20 protein-coding genes are annotated in these 20427 nt (G+C 59.3%); 7 read left to right on the top strand and 13 right to left on the bottom strand.

The annotated features are described in order from the left end of the window. Positions 1-117: 117 nt before the first annotated feature. Complete coding sequence (locus tag CQ019_RS00195) at positions 118-1113, bottom strand: SDR family NAD(P)-dependent oxidoreductase (protein WP_105568684.1); 996 nt, start codon at positions 1111-1113, stop codon at positions 118-120. 100 nt (positions 1114-1213) lie between these two features. On the opposite strand from CQ019_RS00195, the gene CQ019_RS00190 reads away from it, so the two are divergent. Continuing rightward, positions 1214-1825 (top strand): DUF1992 domain-containing protein, encoded by a 612-nt coding sequence (locus tag CQ019_RS00190; protein WP_105553298.1) that lies wholly within the window; start codon positions 1214-1216, stop codon positions 1823-1825. Between the two features lie 91 nt (positions 1826-1916). Here the strand turns inward: CQ019_RS00190 and rpsN are convergent, their stop codons facing one another. From rpsN to CQ019_RS00145, 9 genes are all read right to left on the bottom strand, one after another. Further along, a complete protein-coding gene (rpsN, locus tag CQ019_RS00185; protein ID WP_060702423.1) occupies positions 1917-2222 on the bottom strand; it encodes a 30S ribosomal protein S14 in 306 nt (101 codons plus the stop codon). Positions 2223-2225: 3 nt separating this feature from the next. Continuing rightward, complete coding sequence (gene rpmG, locus CQ019_RS00180) at positions 2226-2396, bottom strand: 50S ribosomal protein L33 (protein WP_022874359.1); 171 nt, start codon at positions 2394-2396, stop codon at positions 2226-2228. Between the two features lies 1 nt (position 2397). Further along, positions 2398-2634, bottom strand: coding sequence for a 50S ribosomal protein L28 (gene rpmB / locus CQ019_RS00175; protein ID WP_096283268.1), 237 nt, complete (start codon positions 2632-2634; stop codon positions 2398-2400). A gap of 332 nt (positions 2635-2966) precedes the next feature. Beyond that, entirely contained in the window at positions 2967-3467 is a 501-nt protein-coding gene (locus CQ019_RS00170) for a MarR family winged helix-turn-helix transcriptional regulator (protein WP_105553299.1), read from the bottom strand. A 409-nt stretch (positions 3468-3876) separates the two neighbouring features. Further along, complete coding sequence (locus CQ019_RS00165; RefSeq protein ID WP_105553366.1) at positions 3877-4674, bottom strand: ABC transporter permease; 798 nt, start codon at positions 4672-4674, stop codon at positions 3877-3879. 9 nt (positions 4675-4683) lie between these two features. After that, positions 4684-5616 carry an ABC transporter permease gene (locus tag CQ019_RS00160; RefSeq protein ID WP_105568683.1) on the bottom strand — a complete coding sequence of 311 codons (933 nt, stop codon included), beginning with the start codon at positions 5614-5616 and terminating at the stop codon, positions 4684-4686. After that, positions 5613-6773, bottom strand: a complete 1161-nt coding sequence (locus CQ019_RS00155; RefSeq protein ID WP_105568682.1) for an ABC transporter ATP-binding protein — start codon at positions 6771-6773, stop codon at positions 5613-5615. Before CQ019_RS00155 ends, CQ019_RS00160 begins: the two co-directional genes overlap by 4 nt. A 6-nt stretch (positions 6774-6779) precedes the next feature. Beyond that, positions 6780-8003 carry a PotD/PotF family extracellular solute-binding protein gene (locus CQ019_RS00150; protein WP_105568681.1) on the bottom strand — a complete coding sequence of 408 codons (1224 nt, stop codon included), beginning with the start codon at positions 8001-8003 and terminating at the stop codon, positions 6780-6782. 10 nt (positions 8004-8013) lie between these two features. Next, positions 8014-9246, bottom strand: coding sequence for a PotD/PotF family extracellular solute-binding protein (locus CQ019_RS00145; RefSeq protein ID WP_105553303.1), 1233 nt, complete (start codon positions 9244-9246; stop codon positions 8014-8016). Positions 9247-9516: 270 nt separating this feature from the next. Here CQ019_RS00145 and CQ019_RS00140 point away from each other — a divergent pair, with 270 nt between their 5' ends. After that, positions 9517-9990, top strand: coding sequence for an Lrp/AsnC family transcriptional regulator (locus CQ019_RS00140; RefSeq protein ID WP_105553304.1), 474 nt, complete (start codon positions 9517-9519; stop codon positions 9988-9990). Continuing rightward, positions 9987-11369, top strand: a complete 1383-nt coding sequence (locus CQ019_RS00135) for an aspartate aminotransferase family protein (RefSeq protein ID WP_105568680.1) — start codon at positions 9987-9989, stop codon at positions 11367-11369. Before CQ019_RS00140 ends, CQ019_RS00135 begins: the two co-directional genes overlap by 4 nt. An 86-nt stretch (positions 11370-11455) precedes the next feature. On the opposite strand, the gene CQ019_RS00130 is transcribed toward CQ019_RS00135, so the two are convergent. After that, entirely contained in the window at positions 11456-11872 is a 417-nt protein-coding gene (locus CQ019_RS00130; protein ID WP_105568679.1) for a hypothetical protein, read from the bottom strand. A 93-nt stretch (positions 11873-11965) separates the two neighbouring features. Between CQ019_RS00130 and CQ019_RS00125 the strand changes: the two genes are divergently transcribed. After that, on the top strand, positions 11966-12631 hold the full coding sequence (locus tag CQ019_RS00125) for a metalloregulator ArsR/SmtB family transcription factor (RefSeq protein ID WP_105553307.1): 666 nt from the start codon (positions 11966-11968) through the stop codon (positions 12629-12631). Positions 12632-12865: 234 nt separating this feature from the next. After that, a complete protein-coding gene (locus tag CQ019_RS00120) occupies positions 12866-14842 on the top strand; it encodes an acyl-CoA dehydrogenase family protein (RefSeq protein WP_105568678.1) in 1977 nt (658 codons plus the stop codon). Here CQ019_RS00120 and CQ019_RS00115 read toward each other — a convergent pair. Both CQ019_RS00115 and CQ019_RS00110 read right to left on the bottom strand, forming a co-directional pair. Then, positions 14839-15651, bottom strand: coding sequence for a shikimate 5-dehydrogenase (locus tag CQ019_RS00115; protein WP_105553309.1), 813 nt, complete (start codon positions 15649-15651; stop codon positions 14839-14841). The two genes, CQ019_RS00120 and CQ019_RS00115, sit on opposite strands and share 4 nt — an antisense overlap. A gap of 52 nt (positions 15652-15703) precedes the next feature. Then, complete coding sequence (locus CQ019_RS00110; RefSeq protein ID WP_105553310.1) at positions 15704-17326, bottom strand: PucR family transcriptional regulator; 1623 nt, start codon at positions 17324-17326, stop codon at positions 15704-15706. Between the two features lie 124 nt (positions 17327-17450). On the opposite strand from CQ019_RS00110, the gene CQ019_RS00105 reads away from it, so the two are divergent. Both CQ019_RS00105 and CQ019_RS00100 read left to right on the top strand, forming a co-directional pair. Next, on the top strand, positions 17451-18959 hold the full coding sequence (locus CQ019_RS00105; protein WP_105553311.1) for a CoA-acylating methylmalonate-semialdehyde dehydrogenase: 1509 nt from the start codon (positions 17451-17453) through the stop codon (positions 18957-18959). Positions 18960-19004: 45 nt separating this feature from the next. Next, complete coding sequence (locus tag CQ019_RS00100; RefSeq protein WP_105553312.1) at positions 19005-20375, top strand: aspartate aminotransferase family protein; 1371 nt, start codon at positions 19005-19007, stop codon at positions 20373-20375. Positions 20376-20427: the final 52 nt, after the last annotated feature.

Genomic DNA, 20427 nt, shown 5'->3' with positions numbered 1-20427 from the left:
CACGCTCGCACGGGCTTACTTGAGAGAACTTACCAGCAATTACCGACAGAAGGCGCACGGATCCGCGGTTTTTACCGATATTCGGTCAAGTTACATGGTGTGAAAGTTCACTGAAGCTCAGATTTTGAATGGATCCATCCCTTGATTCGCTTCAATAAAGATCTTCCAAACGGGGTCCATAAGTCGCTTCTGTCGAGTGACTTTTGCCGGTCTGGCCAGCGAAGATTCGCCTTTTGAGAGGAATCGCGGGCCAAGATAGGTCCCCCGGGGACTTGCGGATATCCCGGGGTTAAGCGCCGCCTCCACGAGGGACACCGAACCTTCATGTTTGCCCTGCGCGAAACTGGCCTGCATTTGGTCCCGGACCCGCTTGAAATAGGGTGGTTCGTTGATTCCGGGCACCTGGAGGGTCAATCCCGAAATGGAATATCCGGGGTGTACCGCGATGGCGCGCGAAGGCCACGAAAGCTGCTTCAAGCGGTGGTCCATGGCTAGAGTGAATGCTTGAACCGCGGCCTTGGATTGGGCGTAGGCCCGATAGGCGTGGTAGCCGTGATCCAGCGCCAAGTTATTTGGGTCTGTTTTCAGCAACAGCGTGGACACCGATCCGAGGCCGATGAAGCGCATCGGCCGGCTGCGGAAATTTTCGGCGAGCTCCCCTACTAGTCGGGCGTGTCCCAAAAAGTTTGTGCTCATTGTTGACTCGTATCCCAGACTGCCGACCACTCGGGTTGCCGGCGTGCGAATCATCCCGGCATTGGCGATCAAGATATCAAGTTCCCGGTGACGCAAAATGTTCCCAAGCGCCGTTGCAGATTCTAGGGACGAGGCTTCGAAGGGAAGATACTCTAATTTCGCCTGGGGTACACGCCGTTGGATCTCTTTCATGGCCGCTTCGGCCTTCGCCTCATTGCGACAGGCGAGCACCACATGGGCGCCGCTTTCCGCCAGTGCGAGGCTCGTGAAGAATCCAAGGCCGGAATTAGCGCCGGTTACGACGGCGGCTTTCCCCTCGCCGAGGCCTGCCCAACGGGCTCGATTGGCGTATACGTCGTGGTGCGGCGTTCCATAGCCTAAGCGGTCCAGGGTTCCGGCACGGGCTTCAATGCTCATGGCTCAACGCTACTATGCCTTGCTCTGCAGATCGCGATGCCACTAGCCCTCCTTACCGTGCCCTATTGCCGGTCTGTGCTCGGGATGCCACCATTAACAGGTGAGCAACAAACCGGAGAAATCGGCCCAGAACGCAGCGTTGAATGCCGCCCGCTATCAAATGGCCGCCGGCTCCGATGCACCGGTTCCGGTAGACGAGTATGCCGAGAAAACGGGTAAGCCAAGCGTCACCGGACCGGCGCGTACACCCCTGCAATATCATGCCCAAGATGAAGCCTGGGAAGTGGCAAATAGCGCCTTGGATGAGGCTTTCGCCCGAGGAGATTTCGATAACCTGCCCTTGGCTGGCAAGAATATTGACCACATCACGGCCACTACCGATCCAGATTGGTGGTTAAAATCCATGATGCAGCGAGAGCAGCTCTCCGGTCTCGGTCCGCCGGCCTTGACCTTGCGGGTTGAAGACGAGCAGCTACACCAGACCCTAGATCGCCTGCCCACTACCGCCGCGGTACGCGAGCACCTCGCCAATTTTAATCAGCGCATCGTCGACGCTCGCCGCCAGTTACTCGGCGGTCCACCGGTGGTCACCAAACTGCGCGATATCGAGGCCGAGGTGCGGGCCTGGACAGCACGCCGGACCGTCCAGAATGTTGAACCGACGCAGCAAGCGCCTACGCCGAGGCGCCGCTGGTGGTCGCGTCGCAAGTAGCTGGCGGATTAAACGACGAAGGCCGCCTCACACCCTTGCGGGATTGAGGCGGCATTCGTGCTAGAAAGCTAAAGCCGTAAGACTTTGTGGCTTACCAGGAAGACTTGGTGATGCCCGGAAGCTCACCACGGTGTGCCATGTCGCGGAAGCGAACACGGGAGATACCGAACTTCTGGAAGGTACCACGTGGACGGCCGTCGATGGAGTCGCGGTTGCGGACGCGGATCGGCGAAGCATCGCGTGGAAGCTTCTGCAGACCAACGCGTGCAGCCTCGCGGGCTTCATCGGTTGCGTTCGGGTCAACCAAGGTCTTCTTCAGTTCGAGGCGCTTTTCAGCATAACGCTCGACAATGACCTTGCGCTGTTCGTTCTTTGCGATTTTGGACTTCTTGGCCATGTCTTAGCGCTCCTCTCGGAATTCAACGTGCTTACGGACAACTGGGTCGTACTTCTTCAGAACCATGCGGTCTGGATCGTTACGACGGTTCTTGCGGGTCACGTAAGTGAATCCGGTACCGGCGGTCGACTTCAGCTTGATGATAGGACGTACGTCCTTATCCTTCTTTGCCATATTAGAGCTTCACACCCTTCGCAAGCATGTCGGCAACAACAGCGTCGATGCCACGAACGTCAATGAGCTTGATGCCCTTAACCGAAAGGGTCAAGGTCACGTTGCGGCGCAGGGACGGAACCCAGTAGCGCTTCTTCTGGATATTCGGATCGAAACGACGCTTGTTGCGACGGTGCGAGTGGGAGATGCTATGTCCGAAGCCCGGGGTAGTACCGGTTACCTGGCAAACAGCTGCCATGATCACTCCTTAGTTAGTTAGTAGTAAAATTCGGCGGTTCTCGCGCGCAGTGTCTTTACCGAAATAACGACACCACTTAGTGCGTTATGAGCCCCGCCAACCAGTGAAACACCGTTAATACTGCACACTAGGAAGGTAACCAGGCTGGGTGAGAACCAACCGAAGAGCCTTAAAGTATGTAAGTCGGTGAACTTCGCAACCGGGTGAGCAATTTCCCCGTACTCAGATGGTCGCAATATTCGGTATTACGGGCTACGCGTACCCGCTGCTCCACCGAAATGGCGGCACAACGAAACACGCGATTAACGCGCTATAAGAATATCTGGGATTGCTCAGGGAGCCAAATCGGAGGTGGAATCCGCTAAGACCCAGTGATCCGCGTCCAAAACCTTCACGACCTTGCGCGAAATCCTCGCAAGATCCTTAACGTCCTTGTCATCCAAGGTTTCAAGGAGAAGCGCACGGACGGTGGAGACATGATGCGGCGCCATCTTGACCACCGCGTCCCAACCTTCCTTGGTTAATGAGGCGATCTTCACACGTGCGTCTCCGGCAGATTGAGCACGAACTACCCATCCGCGCTTCTCCAGCTTCTTCACCACATGAGACAAGCGCGACAGTGAAGCGCTGGTGCGAGCGGCCAAATCGGTCATGGTCAGTTCACGGTCCGGCGTTTCGGAAAGCATGGCCAGCATATGGTAGTCGAAGAGAGTGATCCCTTCGAGGCCTTGAAGGTCTGAATCTAATGCGGCGGGCAGCAAGGACATCATTGTGTTCAGCCCCAGCCAGGCCTTTCGCTCTTCAGCAGAAAGCCAGATGACCTGTTCACCCATGTATTTTCACACCATTCCTCTACCGCACACGCAGTAAGTCGTTACCACATTGTGGGAATATTCTAATCGGTTGAATCCTACCCTGTCGCCTGCCGGATACTGAGGCCAGCTCCGCTCCTGCAGTACTGCAGGTAAGCGACCCCGAGCTGCCGACCCGCAGCTGAAAGGCCACGATGTTCCCGAGGGTTGGGCTCGGCGAACGTCGCAAGATATTCAGGGTCTCAATGCTTCGAGCCACAGTTCGACAGCTAATCGGAGAATATCATCGAGTGCCGAAGCGGAACCCGCGACCAGTACCTTGCCCCGGGGTTCTCAAATAACTAGTCCCAATTATCTGCTCCAACTGGCAGAGCCCGCCGGCTCCTCAACGTGGAGGAACGGGCGGACCCCGAGCAATGGTTATGCTGCCCTAGACCTGCTCTAGGCGTTTGCGCTTTCGATAGGCCATCACCTGTCCAATGACTACCACCAGCAACGCAGTGATGAACATGGCCGAACCGATGACGTTGGCTTGAGCCGGAATGCCACGTGTCGCCGCAACATAGATGAACTTCGGGAAGGTCTGGAAGGTTCCGGAGTTGAAGTTCGTGATGATGAAATCGTCAAAACTCATCGCGAAGGACAGCAACGCTGCGGCAACGATGCCGGGCACCAACAGCGGGAAGGTGACCTTCAAGAATGCTGCCCGCGGGGTGGAGTACAGGTCGGCTGCTGCTTCTTCCAGGCGCGGATCCAGCGAAGAGACTCGAGCCCGAACTGTCACGATGACGAAGGACATGCAGAACACCGAATGCGCGATCACAATCGTGGTGTACCCCAATTCCCACCCGAGGTTCAGGAACTGGGCCAGGAGCGAAGCACCGAGAACAACCTCTGGAGTTGCCAGGGGAAGGATGATCAGCACATCGGTCAGCTTGCGGAAGCGGAACTTGTAGCGGACCAGGCCGATAGCAATACAGGTGCCCAGCGCGGTGGACACGATCGTGGCAACCACGCCGACCTGCAAGGAATTGACCAAGGATTCGCAAACAGCCGGCGCACCGCAGGGGTTCTGCCAGTTGTCCAAGGTAAAGCCGCGCCATTCAAGATTTGTACGTCCTGCATCGTTGAATGAGAAGACGAAGATATACGCGATCGGTACCAGCAGGTAGATGAAAGCCAGTCCAGCAATGGCGGGAATGATCCAGCGCCCTATTTTTTGTTTCATCATGGTCTCCTACATCAATTCCTTGGTTCCGAATCGTCGGATATAGATCGTGACCAGTACCAAGATCGAGAGCATCAACACGAAGCTCAGCGCCGCGGCTCCCGGGTAGTCGATGACCTTGAAGAATCGTGAATCGATGACTTGTCCGATCATCGTGGTGTTGCGGTTGTTGCCCAGCAGCGCAGCGTTCACGTAGTCGCCGGCCGCCGGGATGAAGGTCAAGAGCGTGCCGGCAAAAACACCTGGCGCAGACAACGGCAGCGTCACCCTAAAGAACGAGGTCATTGGCCCGGCATATAGATCTCCGGAGGCCTCTAGCAGTCTCGTATCTAAACGGCCAAGGTTCGCATAGATGGGAAGCACCATGAACGGCAGGAAGTTATAGGTCAAACCGGCCACCACAGCAAATGGGGTGGCGGTCAGGTGCCCATCCGCGGGCAGGATCGCAAGGAATTTCATCGTTTGCGCCACGAATCCTTCATCAGCCAGGATTTGCTTCCACGCCTGGGTGCGCAGAATGAAGCTGGAGAAAAAAGGTGCGATCAGCAGGACCAGCAAGATTCCTTGAAGCAGCCCATGCTGGCGCAAGCGCACAGCGACGAGGTACGCCATCGGATAGCCGATCAGCAGTGCCAGCACCGTAGCGATGAGCGCAAAACCGAAGGAGCGCAATAAGTCGGGCCAGTACGATCCGAGCACCGTCGCATAATTGCGGAATTCAAGTGCCGGGACGAATTCACCGATGCTGGCCCCTTCTGGTCTCGCGTACAGCGACATCGAAAGCAACACCATGACCGGAACTGCGAAGAACAACAAAAGCAGCAGCAGGCCGGGCACCACCAGATATACACCGGTTCGCTCCTTGCGTCGTTCGGCCTTGATCTCGTCGCGGCTGCGCAGATCCGCAATCTTTCCTTTCTTGGTCATCACCGTATTGCTCATGTCTTATCAACTCCGGCATCGACAAGTTCATCGCCGGCTAGTCCGAAGGAGTGTGCGCTATCCCAGCTGAGATATACGGTCTCCCCCACTTCGGCCGATTGTTGTCCACGGTTTTGCGCAAAAGTTCCGATTCGGCCAATGCCAGCGACTTCGATCAGGTATTCGGTTGTGGTTCCGGTGAACGAAACATCGATAACCTCACCGCTGAGCTCGTTGTACCCCGTCGCCTCGGCGGGCGCTTCACGGTTCAAGTGCAGCTTCTCCGGGCGCACTCCAACAACGATCTCGCCTTCGTGTTGCACTGCCCGGTCCACGGCGACGACTATTTTGTGCCCGGAGGCCGCAACTTCCAGCAGTCCGTCGCGTTCCCCGGTAACCGTTCCGCGCATGAGGTTTGATTTACCCAGGAAGTTTGCCACAAAGGCTGTTTTAGGAAGTTCGTATAGGTCGCGCGGCGCGCCCATCTGTTCGATTCGGCCCTCGTTCATCACCGCGACGACATCCGCCATGGTCATGGCTTCTTCCTGGTCGTGCGTCACGTGGATGAAGGTCAGGCCGACTTCGGTTTGAATGGATTTCAGTTCCATTTGCATCTGCCGGCGCAGCTTCATATCGAGGGCGCCGAGCGGCTCGTCAAGCAATAACACCTGGGGTCGGTTCACCAGTGCCCGCGCCAGGGCGACGCGCTGTTGCTGTCCGCCAGAGAGCTGTTCGGGGCGGCGGTTTGCCAGGTGCGCCAATTCCACCATTTCGAGCCCGGCCCTGGCTTTTTCCATGGCCTGTTTATCTTTTTTGCGTTTTAGCCCGAAAGCCACGTTTTCCAGCACCGTCATGTGCGGGAAGAGCGCATAGGACTGGAAGACCGTGTTGACTTCGCGTTGATGACTTGGCAGCGCGGTAACGTCCTTGCCGCCAATCGAAATTTGGCCTTCGCTTGGCGCTTCCAATCCGGCGATCATGCGCAAAGTGGTTGATTTGCCGCAGCCCGAAGGCCCGAGCAGAGCGAAAAATGTCCCGGAGGGAACCATGAGGTCCAGGTCTTTGACCGCAATAAATTCCGCGAAGCGTTTGGTGACGCCTTTAAGATTCAGGTCCGCGCCGTCGCTGCGCGGCAGGTCCACCTGCTTGATCGATGGCTCTGCGGTGTTGGTATTCATCACGTTCTATACCCCAATTACTTCTTGGAACTGGTTTTGGAAGTCGTTTTCTTCTTCGACCGACAGTTCTCGTTCCGTGCTTGCTTTGTTCAGGAATTCTTCGGTTGGGAATATCAGCGGATCGTTGACCAGATCCGGGTCAATTTTTTCCATTTCTTCCTGTGCCCCAACCACCGGGCACAGATAGTTAACGTAGGCTGCGACCTCTGCCGCGACATCTGGCTGGTAGTAGAAGTCCATCAGCTTTTCGGCATTTTTCTTATGCGTCGCTCCGAAGGGAACCATGAAATTATCTGACCAGATCAATCCACCCCGCTCGGGCATGATGAACTCCCATTTGTTGCCCTCTTCATAGTTCAGCTGCGTGATATCGCCGGAATAAGCGATCCCGGCCAATGCATCGCCTGAGATGAGGTCCTGCTTATAGGAGTTGCCTTTAACTTGGCGGATCTGTCCGTTTTGGATGTTCTTCTCCACGATTTCGATCGCGCCGGAAAATTCGTCTTGACCCCATTGGCCCGTGATATCGATACCTTGGTCAAGGAGCAGAATCGGGATGGTATCGCGCATCTCGTCGAGTAGCGTCACCCGCCCCTTGAGCTCAGGAGCCCAGAGGTCTTCCACGTTGCGTAGCCCCTTAGGGAACGCTTCCTTGTTCCATACCAGACCGGTGTAACCGGACTGCCAGGTCAGTGACTTGGTGCGTCCAGGGTCGAACCGGACATCGTTCAGGCTGGGAAGCAAATTCTTCAGGTTCGGAATATTTGCATGCTCAAGCTCCTGTACGTATCCCAGCCGAATCACGCGTTCGGTCATCCAGTCGGTGAGAACCATCAGGTCTTGGCCGATATCTTGTCCGGATGCCAGCTGCGACTGCACCTTTCCGTAGTAGGAATCATTGGAGTCGATGTCTTCTACGTACCGCACCTCCAAACCACTGGATTTCTTGAACTGTTCCAACGTTGGATAGTGCTTGGCCTTGTCGTCATAGTCCAAGTACAGGGTCCAGTTTGCCCATCGCACGAGTTCTTCGGTATCCGAAATATCTATTCCCGGGGTTAATGCTTGCGCCGGACCGCTGCTGGCCCCTTTGGTTCCGCAGGCGCCGAGCAGTCCAGCGAGCGCAAGGCCTGCCGCCCCGGCAAGCACTCCGCGTCGGCTCGCTTGTGCCTGCCCGATGGCTTGGGAAAGTCGGCCTCGTTGTTCGTTAATGGCTCGTTGGCGTGACATATATTTATCCCTAGGCTCCAATCGCGCTTTGGAATTCACTGCCGAGGGTGTTTTCCTCCTCAGCACTCAACGAACGAAAGACGTGTGCGTGGCTCAGGTCTTCGTCTGTCGGGAAGATCAGCGGGTTGTCCACCAAACTAGGATCGATCTTTTCCATTTCTTCCTTGGCGCCGACAACCGGGCAAATGAAGTTCACATAGGCTGCAACTTCCGCGGCAACCTTCGGGTCATAGTAGAAGTTCATGAGCTCTTCGGCATTGCTCTTTCGCGGTGAAGCGATGGGAACCATCAAGTTATCGCTCCACAGGGCTCCGCCTGCTTCCGGGATGATGAATTCCCATTGGTCATCGTTTTCGAAGTTCATCTGCACTATGTCCCCGGACCAGACAACGCCTGCCACCGCGTCGCCGGAGATGAAGTCCTCCTTGTAGGAGTTGCCCTTAACCTGTCGAATCTGGCCGTTGCCGATGTTTTTGCGCAGGTCATCTAGTGCCGCACCGAATTCCGCTTCGCCCCACGAACCGGTGATGTCGACGCCGTTTTCCAACATCAGCAGGCCCATGGTGTCGCGCATTTCATCGAGCACCGTGATGCGACCTTTGAGCGCAGGATCCCAAAGATCCGAGACGTTCTTCAGCCCCTTCGGGAACTTCTTCTTGTTCCAAGCGATTCCGGCGTAGCCGGTCTGCCAGGTCAGCGAATTCTTTCGCCCTGGGTCGAAGTCGACATTTTGGAGGTTCGGAAGCAAATTGGCCATATTTGGGATGTTCGCGTGATCCAGCTCTTGGGTGTATCCCTGGCGGATGATGCGTCCAGCCATCCAGTCGGTGAGCGTAATCAGGTCCTGTCCAATGTCCTGACCGGCATTGAGCTGGCCTTGCACCTTCCCGTAATAGGTGTCGTTGCCGTCGATGTCCTCGACATAATTGACGCTGATTCCGGTCTGCTTCGTGAACTGGTCAAGGGTGGGGTAGGTCTTCTCCTTGTCGTCATAATCCAGATACAAGGTCCAGTTGGCCCAATTGACCGTGGGGTCGGTTTCCGAAATGTCTTTGACGGCGGCCGCTGGCCCGTTGGAGCCACCGCCGGATCCGCCGGTGCCGCAGGCTGCCAGCAAACCGGTTAGCCCCAAGGCGCCGGCTGCCCCCAGCACGCCGCGTCGAGACATCGATCGCTGGCTCATCGCTTGCACGAGAGCTCGGATCTTTGGATCTTCAGGAAGTTGTCCTCGCGAGTGAGACATGGATCTGTCCTAACTTGAATTGTCCAAATTATCGGGTGACTGTGATGTGCCACACAACATATCAATGACGTTCATAATGTCAGTTCCTTGCTGGCGAAACAAGGGGTGGACGCAAGAATCCTTGTTAATTTCGTGTTTCCAATGCTGGAAACAAACAAAATTTCCCCCTTTCGCAACTGGATCAGTAGCTGTAGGGTCGGTGCTATACCCAAACGCTTGATGCTTTTGGGTGGCGAATACGCATCGAAAGACCTGGGAGGTCGATACCGAATGACCATGCCACCGAATGGCCACGCGACGGCGATAATCGATGAGATTTCCAAGGAAATCATCGAACAGCTGCAAGAAGACGGTCGCCGATCCTACGCGGCGATAGGCAAGGCCGTGGGCCTGAGCGAAGCAGCAGTCCGTCAACGCGTGCAGAAATTGGTGGACAGTCGAGCCATGCAAATTGTGGCGGTAACCAACCCATTGGAGCTGGGTTTCACCCGGCAAGCAATGATCGGAATTACCGCTTCAAGCGACATCAACGGGACCGCGGACCGCATCGCAGCAGTTCAAGAAGTGGACTACTGCGTGGTGACCGCAGGAAGCGCCGACATCCTGGCCGAAGTCATTTGTTCCAGCGATGAAGACCTCCTCCGCGTCATCAGCAAGATCCGCGGCACCGAAGGCGTCGTCAGCACGAATACGTACACGTACCTTTCTTTGAAAAAACAGGAATACAACTGGGGAACACGATGAGTACAACTCCACGCGGTACCGATCGCCAGCAGGCAGCTCGCGATCATCTTTGGATGCATATGGCCCGCCACTCAGGCCTTCACAACGGTGGCAATGTGCCAATTATTTCCCGCGGCGACGGGCATAAGATCTATGACGATCAGGGCAAGGAGTATATTGACGGGCTCTCGGGACTGTTCGTGGTCAACGCCGGACACGGGCGCGCCGAGCTTGCGCAAGCGGCCGCCAAACAGGCCGAAAAGTTGGCGTTTATGCCGCTTTGGTCCTACGCGCACGAACCGGCAATCGACCTGGCCGAGCGGCTAGCGCATTATGCACCGGGAGATCTGAACAGGGTCTTCTTCACCACCGGTGGCGGTGAAGCGGTGGAGTCGGCTTTCAAGCTTGCCAAGCAACATTTCAAGATGAAGGGCCTGCCGGGAAAAACCAAGGTCATTTCGCGGGCCTTGGCCTACCACGGCACACCGCAAGGTGCGTTGGCGATTACTTCCTTGCCGGATATGAAGACACCCTTCGAACCGCTGGTTCCGGGAACCTTCAGGGTTCCGAATACCAACTTCTACCGAGCACCCGAAATGTTTGCCGACAATGAAAAGGACTTCGGGCTGTGGGCGGCGGAAAGAATCCGCGAGGCTATCGAGTTCGAGGGCCCCGACACCGTCGCGGCGGTTTTCCTGGAACCGGTCCAGAACTCCGGCGGTTGCTTCCCACCGCCTCCGGGGTACTTCGATCGCGTACGCGAAATCTGCGATGAGCACGATGTGCTACTCGTTTCAGACGAAACCATCTGCGCATTCGGCCGCATCGGCTCGATGTTCGCTTGCAATGACTTCGGCTACGTTCCGGACATCATCACCTCGGCGAAGGCGCTCACCAGCGGTTACGCACCCCTGGGCGTCATGGTGGTTTCGGACAAGCTCTTCGAGCCATTCACCAAGGGCGACACCACGTTCTATCACGGTTATACCTTTGGCGGTCACCCGGTGGCGGCAGCCGTTGCTATGGCAAACCTCGACATTTTCGAGCGCGAGGGACTCAACGACAATGTCAAGAACAATGCCGAGAACTTCAAGTCGACGCTGGACAAACTCAAGGACCTGGATATCGTCGGTGACGTTCGCGGTGCCGGGTACTTCTACGGGATCGAACTGGTCAAGGACAAGAGCACCAAGGAGACCTTCAACGATGAGGAATCCGAACGGCTGCTCCGCCAGTATCTCTCCCCTGCGTTGTGGGAGGCCGGGCTGTACTGCCGCGCCGATGACCGAGGAGACCCAGTCATCCAGCTTGCGCCCCCGCTAACCATCGCGCAACCGGAATTCGATGAAATTGAATCGATCTTGCGTGCGGTACTTTCTGAGGCCTCCAACAAGATCTAGTCGACCCCAGGACAATAGGCTCCAAACTGGATATAGCGATCGGTTCCGTCAAGGAGCCGGTCGCTACATTCATCTGGAAGTCAGCTCTATCGGTGCGCCGCCGCTCGTGCCGCAGCCAACCGATTGAGCGCCAGTGCGCCGACTAGCAGTCCGAAGTCGCGCAAGGCAACGTCAAAGTACCCGGGCAGGATCAGCAGGTTCACGATGATTCCCAGCAGCCAGAGGCTCACCACGAGAGAACCCAGTTTTGGCCGCAGAGCCACCAAGATGCCGGCGGCAATTTCCACGATACCGACGGCGTACATGAATTGTTGGGCCGACACCGGAATGATGTCGGTGGCCAATGGTGCGAGGTAAACCGTCCAGTCGGTGAGCAAGTTGAAGAACTTGTCCAAGCCGAACAAGATCGGGGCCACCGTAAAGATTGTGCGCAGCAGCACGAACGCCTGATGCTCCAGTGCGCGCGAGCGGACTTCCGCTGCGCTCATAGCCGTCGAAGCCATGTCCACCCCTCCTTTCTAAAATCAGATAATCTTATTTTAGAACCCCGTACTCTCTAAGTCAACAAAAACCAATTTTAGATTTACACTTAACTTATGCAGTTCTTTCCCCGCAAACGTTCGGTCCAGGCGGTCTCCGCATTAGCCGACCCGCTCCGCGCGAGAATCTACGAATTCCTCTCCCGCTCCGCGGAGCCGGCCAGCCGCGATGCGGTGGCGCAAGCGCTGGAACTACCGCGAAATACGGTGTCATTTCAGCTTGAACGGCTGGTCAAGGAGGGCCTGCTGAGCTATGAGTTTCGCAAGCTGCGCGAAAACACCGGCCCCGGCTCGGGACGTCCCGCAAAACTGTATTCACCCGTTGCACGGGAGATCGAGGCGAGCGTCCCGCACCGCGAATACACGCTGGCCGCTCAAATTATGGCTAAAGCCATCGAACGGGCGACACTGGAACAACGGCCGGTCAATGAATTGCTCGCCGAAGTCTCGCGCGAAACCGGACGGGGTATCGCGGCCTCCAAAGACTCCCTGCAACAGACCCTGGCCAATGGCGGCTATCTGCCACAGACGGATACCGCAGGCTCGATTCACCTCACCGATTGTCCCTTCCACCAGCTTTCGGCACAGCACCGGGACACCGTATGCCTGATGAACCGCGAGCTCTTAGCGGCGCTCCTCGAATCCGGCGATGCCCCTTATCGTGCCTGTCCGGTCACACCAGAAACCGGGCATTGCTGTGTACGTTTGGACCCGCTGACCTAGCGAGAGGCAATGCTAGGGCTAGGTCTTGCAGCATTTTCGCTTCATGCTCCGTGGTGCTCGCCGGCCAGCAGCCATCGGTGCTGTTCGACTTCTTCATCGAGTGGCGGTTCCTCTTCTGCACGCCAAGGCACGCCCCCTTTCTTGTCTGCTAGTTCAGGGTTAGGCTTGGGCCAACCAAAGGACAGGCGCAGATGCCACCAGGGCAAAACGCGCCTGGAGTGCAAAGGATCTGCCATGTGCCCGAATCCGGAACCATCAAGCGCAAGCATCGACGCGGCCCAAGCCCGAGAAGTTGCCGAGACATCTCGCGAGCAAGGCTGGGAACGGCCTAGTTTCGCCAAGGGCCTCTATATGGGTGAGGTTGATTTCTCGCTGATCACCCCGATGCCAGTTCCGGACCCGAAGGCCGCGGCACGCGGAGAAAAATTCCTTGCCGAGCTGAAAACCGTGCTGGATGGCTTCAACGTTTCCGGTATTGAAGAAGACGCACGCGTACCGGATGAATACATAGCCGCGCTACGGGATGTGGGCGCGTTCGGCATGAAAATCCCTGAGGAATACGGCGGGTTGGAACTGAGCTTGCTGGATTATGGGCGCGCCTTGATGCGCGTCGGTTCGGTGTCCCCCGCACTCGGCGCGCTGCTTTCGGCGCACCAATCCATCGGCGTCCCAGAGCCCGTGAAGCGCTTCGGCACGGATGCCCAGAAACGCGAATACCTGCCACGCTGCGCGGCAGGGGAAATCAGCGCCTTTCTCCTGACCGAGAACGATGTCGGCTCCGATCCGGCGCGCTTGGGCACCCACGCGACGTTGAGCGAGGACGGTACGCATTATCTTCTGGAAGGTTCGAAGCTCTGGACCACCAATGGCGTAGTGGCAGACCTGCTGGTGGTGATGGCAGCGGTGAAGCCCCACGAAGTCTGCGGAACCGAGCCGGCAGGACGAGGCGGGATCACCGCGTTTGTCCTCGAGGCGAACTCTGCGGGCATCACGGTGGAAAACCGCAACGCATTTATGGGGCTACGCGGGATTGAAAACGGTGTCACCCGTTTCTCCGCCGTCAAGGTACCGGTGGAGAATCGGCTGAGCAAAGAGGGCTCGGGGCTGAGAATCGCGCTGAGCACCTTGAACACCGGACGGTTGTCAATTCCCGCGATGTGCGCGGGCGCCGGGAAATGGGCAACAAAAATTGCTCGCGAATGGTCCGCAGCCAGGGTGCAATGGGGCCACCCCGTGGGCAAGCACCAGGCGGTGGTCGCCAAGCTCTCCTATATGGCGGCAAGCACCTACGCGCTGGAGGCGGTCTTTGAACTGAGCGCGAGCCTCGCCGATGCGGGAATGAAAGATGTCCGCATCGAAGCGGCGCTCGCCAAGCTCTACAGTTCCGAAGCCGCCTGCAAGATCGCCGATGAGCTCATTCAGATCCGCGGGGGGCGTGGCTTCGAAACCGCCGCTTCCCAGGCCGCCCGGGGCGAACGGGCGGTCCCGGCCGAGCAGCTGCTGCGCGACCTGCGCATCAACCGCATCTTCGAGGGCTCCACCGAAATCATGCACCTGTTGATCGCCCGCGAGGCGGTTGACGCTCACCTCCAAGCCGCCGGGGCATTGGCGCAGAGCGATGCCACGCTGGAGGAAAAGGCCCGAGCCGCCATGGAGGCCTCCGGCTTCTATGCCCGCTGGCTGCCAAAGCTGATGGTCGGAGCCGGTACCGTGCCGGGGTCCTTTTCGGACCGGGGGCCGCTGGCCAAGCACTTGCGGTATATCGAACGCAGTTCACGCCGCCTGGCACGCCAGACCTTTGCCGGAATGGCGAGGTGGCAGTCCGGCATGGAGAAACAGCAGGTATTCCTGGGACGCATCGTGGACATCGGCGCCGAGCTGTTCGCCATGTCCGCAACGATCACCAAGACCTTGTCGCTCCACGATTCGGGCGCCGCCCAAAGATTCTCTGCCGAAACCCTGGCCCAGGCATTCTGCGAACAGGCGACCAAACGCTGCGAAGAGCACTTCAGCCACCTGTGGAGCAATACCACGCACCGTGACGAACAGGTTGCCGCCAAGCTATTGGATGGTGACTTCCAATGGCTCGAAGAAGGCGTGCGTGACGTCTCGGAAGGCACCGGCCCGTGGATCGCCGAATGGTCCGCGGAACCTCGCGAGGATGTCCGCAGACCCTACGGCGCCGCCGCGCGGCGCCCCAGCGCGGACTAGCTGCGGGAGAACTCCGAAGCGCGTCGCACCTGGTCCTCGCTGAGCCGAATTCCGGTGTACTTCTCAAATTGCGCCGCCGCCTGCAAGGCGATGACCTCGGCACCGGTAATGACCTGTTTCCCCAGCTGTTCTGCGGCGCGGATCAACGGTGTCTGCGCCGGAAAAGCTACCACGTCGAAGACGGTTTCTGCGGCCGCTAGCTGGGGTAATTCGAAGGCCAACTCCTGCTGGTGTGGCCCGTCCATGCCCAGCGGGGTCACATTCACCAAAATATCGTGCCCTGGTTCGGGGTCGCCAACCTGATGGCGGTAGCCATACTTCGTGGCCAGTTCCTTTCCACTAGCTGCGTTGCGGGCCAGCACCGTCAAGTTTTCGAATCCCGCGTCGCGGAATGCTGCGATGACCGCCTTCGCCATGCCTCCGGATCCCCGGACCAGCACCGAGGCGTTCGGGTTCAGCCCGTGGTGGGTTATCAACTTCGCTATGGCTTCGTAGTCGGTATTCGACGCGCGAAGCACACCCTGGTCATTGACGATGGTGTTCACCGATTCTATGGACGCTGCCGAGGGCTCGATGACGTCCACGAGCTCCATCACATCTTCTTTAAACGGCATTGAGACGGCACAACCGCGGATGCCCAAGGCCCGAACCCCGGCGATGGCACCGTCCAGATCCTGGGTAGCAAACGCCTTGTAGATGAAGTTCAGCCCGAGTTCCTCGTAGAGGTAGTTGTGGAATCTCGTGCCGAGATTCGAGGGACGCTCCGAGAGCGAAATGCACAGGGTCATATCTTTGTTCAGTATGGGCATGGGTGCTCCGTTTCTCCGCTGGCCTCGTGGTGGGTGCAACTGCCGGATCCAGTTATCCGTGCATTCGATACCAAAGCAACGCTACCTGCAAGCTGGCTCGGGATTCTGCAGAATCCAGCGATACCCCAAGCTTCTCTTCGAGCTTCGCCAATCGGGCATACAGGGTTGGCCGCGAGAGATAGCCCTGTTTGGCCAACGCGCTTTTGTTGCCAGCATGCTCCAGATATAGCTGAAGCAGCTCCAGGCCGGATTCATCTGGCGGGTTCAGCAGCCCGGATAGTTCGGTCAGCGCGAAGCTGCGCATGCGCGCATCCTGGCCCATGGCCGAGAGCACCCCGCGCAAGCGCAGGTCCGCGAAGCGGTAGTAGGGCCGGGCTCGGGTCGGGAGGTTGGGAACGATCTCCGCGACGAGGGCCGCCTCTTCCAACCGGCGAGCGCTCGCGCTGATGCTCGTTTCTTCGGCCGCCACCCCGACGGCGACCTGGGCGGAGAGCATCTCGGTCAGCTGTCGGGTGAACCGCTGCAGCGAGTTTTCCACCAGCTGCTTCGCCGCGACGGGGAGAATGACCCCGAGGTATCCGGAGCGCAGCGATCCGGCGAGCACTCCCAGACGCATATTCTCGGCCACCTGGTCTACGACTTCCAGCACTTCTCGTTCGCGGAGCTGGATGTCCGTGGGGCTGTGGGCCTCCCCCACGGCCAGCGAGACCACCAGCGGGACATAGTGCGCTCCGGCATCCAGGCCAAGAGACTCGGCGCGTACGGCCACTTCCTTGTCGGTGTAGGAGTGGTGCTGCTGCAGCTCGTGCAGCATCGAGGTGCGGGCCTGGTAGAGAAGTTCGCGCTGGTCGCGGCCGGCTAATCGGGCGATGGTCAAGGTTTGGCCCGCCCGCTCCAAGACCAGGGCGGCGTTGTGCTCGTCCTCGAGCTCGGCCGGAACCACCAGCCTGCCCCATCGGCTGCGGACCGCGCCGACCGGGGTTTGCAGCCAGCTTTCGGCGCCGTGGCCACGCCCGGTCTGTTCGGCGTATCCGACGAATTTCGAGCGATTGATCCAGTGTTCCAGCACCGATTCGGCCCCGTATCCGGCACCGGCGTGGGCGAGCACATGGTGGCGGACATCTTCCAAGACCACCGGAGCCTGCAAAAGCTCCGCCGTGCGCTCAACGATGCGCTGTTCATCGGCTTCATGCAGCGAAAGCTCGGTATAGATCTCGTGGACGTTTCGGGAAAATTGCACCGCGGCCAGTTGTTCCGCCACGAGACGCTCGTGGATGACCTCGGTAATCTCCACGAAACGCACTTTCTTGCGCAACCGGATCACCGGCAGCGCCAGGGCATTCACCGCTTCGGCCAGGCGTGCGCCGATGCCGGCATCCGCGCCGCCGGGATCCTCCAGCAGTTCCACCACCACCCCGGCCGCTCCGGAATCCTCCAGCTTGGTCATGAACGCACGCAGCCGCTGCACGCTGGGCTCCACATTCCGCAAGGTGGTGAGCACGACTTCGCGGCCGAAGAGCAGATCGACGTTCTCTGCCGACTCGGTGACATGCACCCAGCGCAGGCGCACATCGAGGTTCTTCTCCCCCGAAAGGACCAGCGGTTCGGCGTTCTGCACGACCTTCAGCGCCAGCACGTCGGCCATGGTCAGGGAACCAGTTGTTTCAGCACTCATCCGTCAACCTTTACAAAGCGTAAGACCTTCCGCCTAAATCATGACACATCGCTTGTGTTACTTGTCATATTGGTGGCGCAAGATGGAATCAGATAACCACGAACGCACTTGAAGGGACTTTCTCATGACGACTACGATGACCGAAACTCTGCAGCACTGGGTCAATAACGCACCGTTCTCCGGCGAAGGCGACACCCGCACCGGCAAGGTCTACAACCCTGCCACCGGCGAGATTGCCCGCGAAGTCGCCTTGGCGTCCAAGAACACCACCGAAGCCGCCATCGCCGCAGCCCACACAGCATTCCCCAAGTGGCGCGATACTTCGCTGGCCCGCCGCACCGCGATCATGTTCAACTTCCGCCAGCTGCTCGCCGAGCGCAAGGGCGAGCTGGCAGCCATCATCACCGCGGAGCACGGCAAGGTGCTCGATGACGCACTGGGTGAAGTGGCCCGCGGCATGGAAGTTGTCGAGCTGTGCTGCAACGCCCCCTACCTGCTCAAGGGCGAATACTCGGAGAACGCCTCCACCGGTGTGGACGTGCAGTCCCAGCGCCAGCCGGTCGGGGTTTCCGCCATCATCTCCCCCTTCAACTTCCCGGCCATGGTGCCGCTGTGGTTCTTCCCGGTCGCCATCGCCTCGGGCAACGCGGTAGTGCTCAAGCCTTCGGAGAAGGATCCCTCCGCGGCCCAGTGGATGGCCGAGCTGTTCGCCGAGGCGGGCCTGCCAGAGGGCGTGCTCAATGTGGTGCACGGTGACAAGGAGTCCGTAGACACGCTGCTGAACGATCCGCGCATCGCTTCGGTGTCCTTCGTCGGCTCCACCCCCATTGCCCAGTACGTCTACTCCACCGGCACCGCCAACGGCAAGCGTGTCCAGGCCTTCGGCGGCGCCAAGAACCACATGCTCGTGCTGCCCGACGCCGATCTGGACCTGGCCGCGGACATGGCCATCAACGCCGGCTTCGGCGCGGCCGGCGAGCGCTGCATGGCGATCAGCGTGGTGGTGGCGTTGGAGAACATCGCCGACGAGCTGGTCGCCAAGATCGCCGAGCGCGCCAAGAACCTGCGCGTGGGCGACGGCACCCGCGGCTGCGATATGGGCCCGCTGATCACCGGCGAGCACCGCGACAAGGTCGCCGGCTACATCGAGGCGGGCATCGAGTCCGGCGCCTCGCTGGTGGTCGACGGCCGCACCGGGGCGCTGGACGCGGACGGCAACGGCTTCTTCCTGCACCCCACCTTGTTCGACAACGTCGGCACCGACATGTCCATCTACACCGATGAGATCTTCGGCCCGGTGCTCTCGGTGGTCCGCGTGGATACCTTCAACGAGGGCATCGAGCTGATCAACGCCTCGAAGTACGGCAACGGCACCGCGATCTTCACCAACGACGGCGGCGCCGCGCGCCGCTTCGAGAACGAAATCCAGGTCGGCATGGTGGGCGTGAACGTGCCCATCCCGGTCCCGGTGGGCTACCACTCCTTCGGCGGCTGGAAGGCCTCGCTGTTCGGCGACCAGCATGCCTACGGCCCGGAGGGATTCAAGTTCTTCACCCGCAACAAGGTGATCACCAAGCGCTGGCTGGACCCGAGCCACGGCGGAATCAACCTCGGCTTCCCGCAGAACGACTAATTTTCCCCGCGTGCCCACGTGGTTTGAGTAGAAGGATCTAGATTCATGACCGAACAGCTCACCGCCGACATCTCGGCGGAAGAGATCGAAGCAGGCAAGCGCGCCTACCAGCTGGACCGCGACCACGTCTTCCATTCGTGGCAGGCGCAGGGACCGTTCAACCCGATGACCATTCTGAAGACGCAGGACTCCTACGTCTGGGATGGCGAAGGCCGGAAGCTGATCGACATTTCCAGCCAGCTGGTCAACACGAATATCGGCCATCAGCACCCCAAGGTGATCGCGGCCATCCAGGAGCAGGCCGCGAAGATCGCGACCATCGCCCCGCAGCATGTCAACGATGCGCGTTCCGAGGCGGCCCGGCTCATCGCCGAGCGCACCCCGGGAGACCTGAATCGGATCTTCTTCACCAACGGCGGGGCCGACGCGGTGGAGCATGCCATCCGCATGGCTCGGCTGCACACCGGAAAGCACAAGGTGCTCTCCGCCTACCGTTCCTACCACGGCGGCACGCAGCTGGCGATCAATGCGACCGGCGACCCGCGGCGCTTCGCCTCGGACCATGCCACCGACGGGGTAGTGCATTTCTTCCCCGCCTACCCCTACCGGTCCTACTTCGGCTCAACCAGCGAAGCGGAGGAAACCGAGCGGGCGCTGAAGCACCTGGAAGACACCATCGTCCTGGAGGGCGCCTCGACCATCGGCGCGTTGATCCTCGAATCCATTCCGGGCACCGCCGGCATCTATATGCCGCCGGCCGGCTACCTGGCCGGGGTGCGCGAGCTGACCCGCAAGTACGGGATCGTGTACATCGCCGACGAGGTGATGGCGGGATTCGGGCGCAGCGGCCAGTGGTTCTCGGTCAACCACTGGGGCGTCACCCCGGATCTGCTGACCTTCGCCAAGGGGGTGAACTCGGGCTACGTGCCGCTGGGCGGCGTGGCGATCAACGACGAGATCTTCGAGACCTTCCGCGAACGCCCCTACCCTGGCGGCTTGACCTACTCGGGCCACCCGCTGGCCTGCGCGGCGGCGGTCGCTACCATCCACGCGATGGAGGACGAGTCCATGGTGGCCAATGCCAAGCGCCTGGGCGATGAGATCATCGGCCCGCGGCTGGCGCAGTTCGCCGCGCAGCACCCCTCGGTGGGCGAGGTCCGCGGAGCCGGGGTGTTCTGGGCCATCGAGTTGGTCAAGAACCGTGAAACCCGCGAGCCGCTGGCGGCCTACGGCGGCTCTTCCCCCGAGATGAACGAGGTGGTGGCCGCGGCCAAGGCTGCCGGGCTGCTGCCCTTCGCCAACTTCAACCGGCTGCATGTGGTTCCGGCACTGAACATCCCGGACGATGTCCTGGTCGAAGCCCTGGACCGGCTGGAGCAGGCGCTGGTTGTCGCCGACAAGTTCGTGACCGGCTAGCCATGAGTTGTATCGGGCCCGGCGGGAGAGCATTATGCGCTCCCGCCGGGCC

The sequence above is a fragment of the Arthrobacter sp. MYb229 genome (assembly GCF_002975405.1).
Classification (GTDB): Bacteria; Actinomycetota; Actinomycetes; order Actinomycetales; family Micrococcaceae; genus Glutamicibacter.
This window is presented reverse-complemented; position numbering and strand designations above follow the sequence as displayed.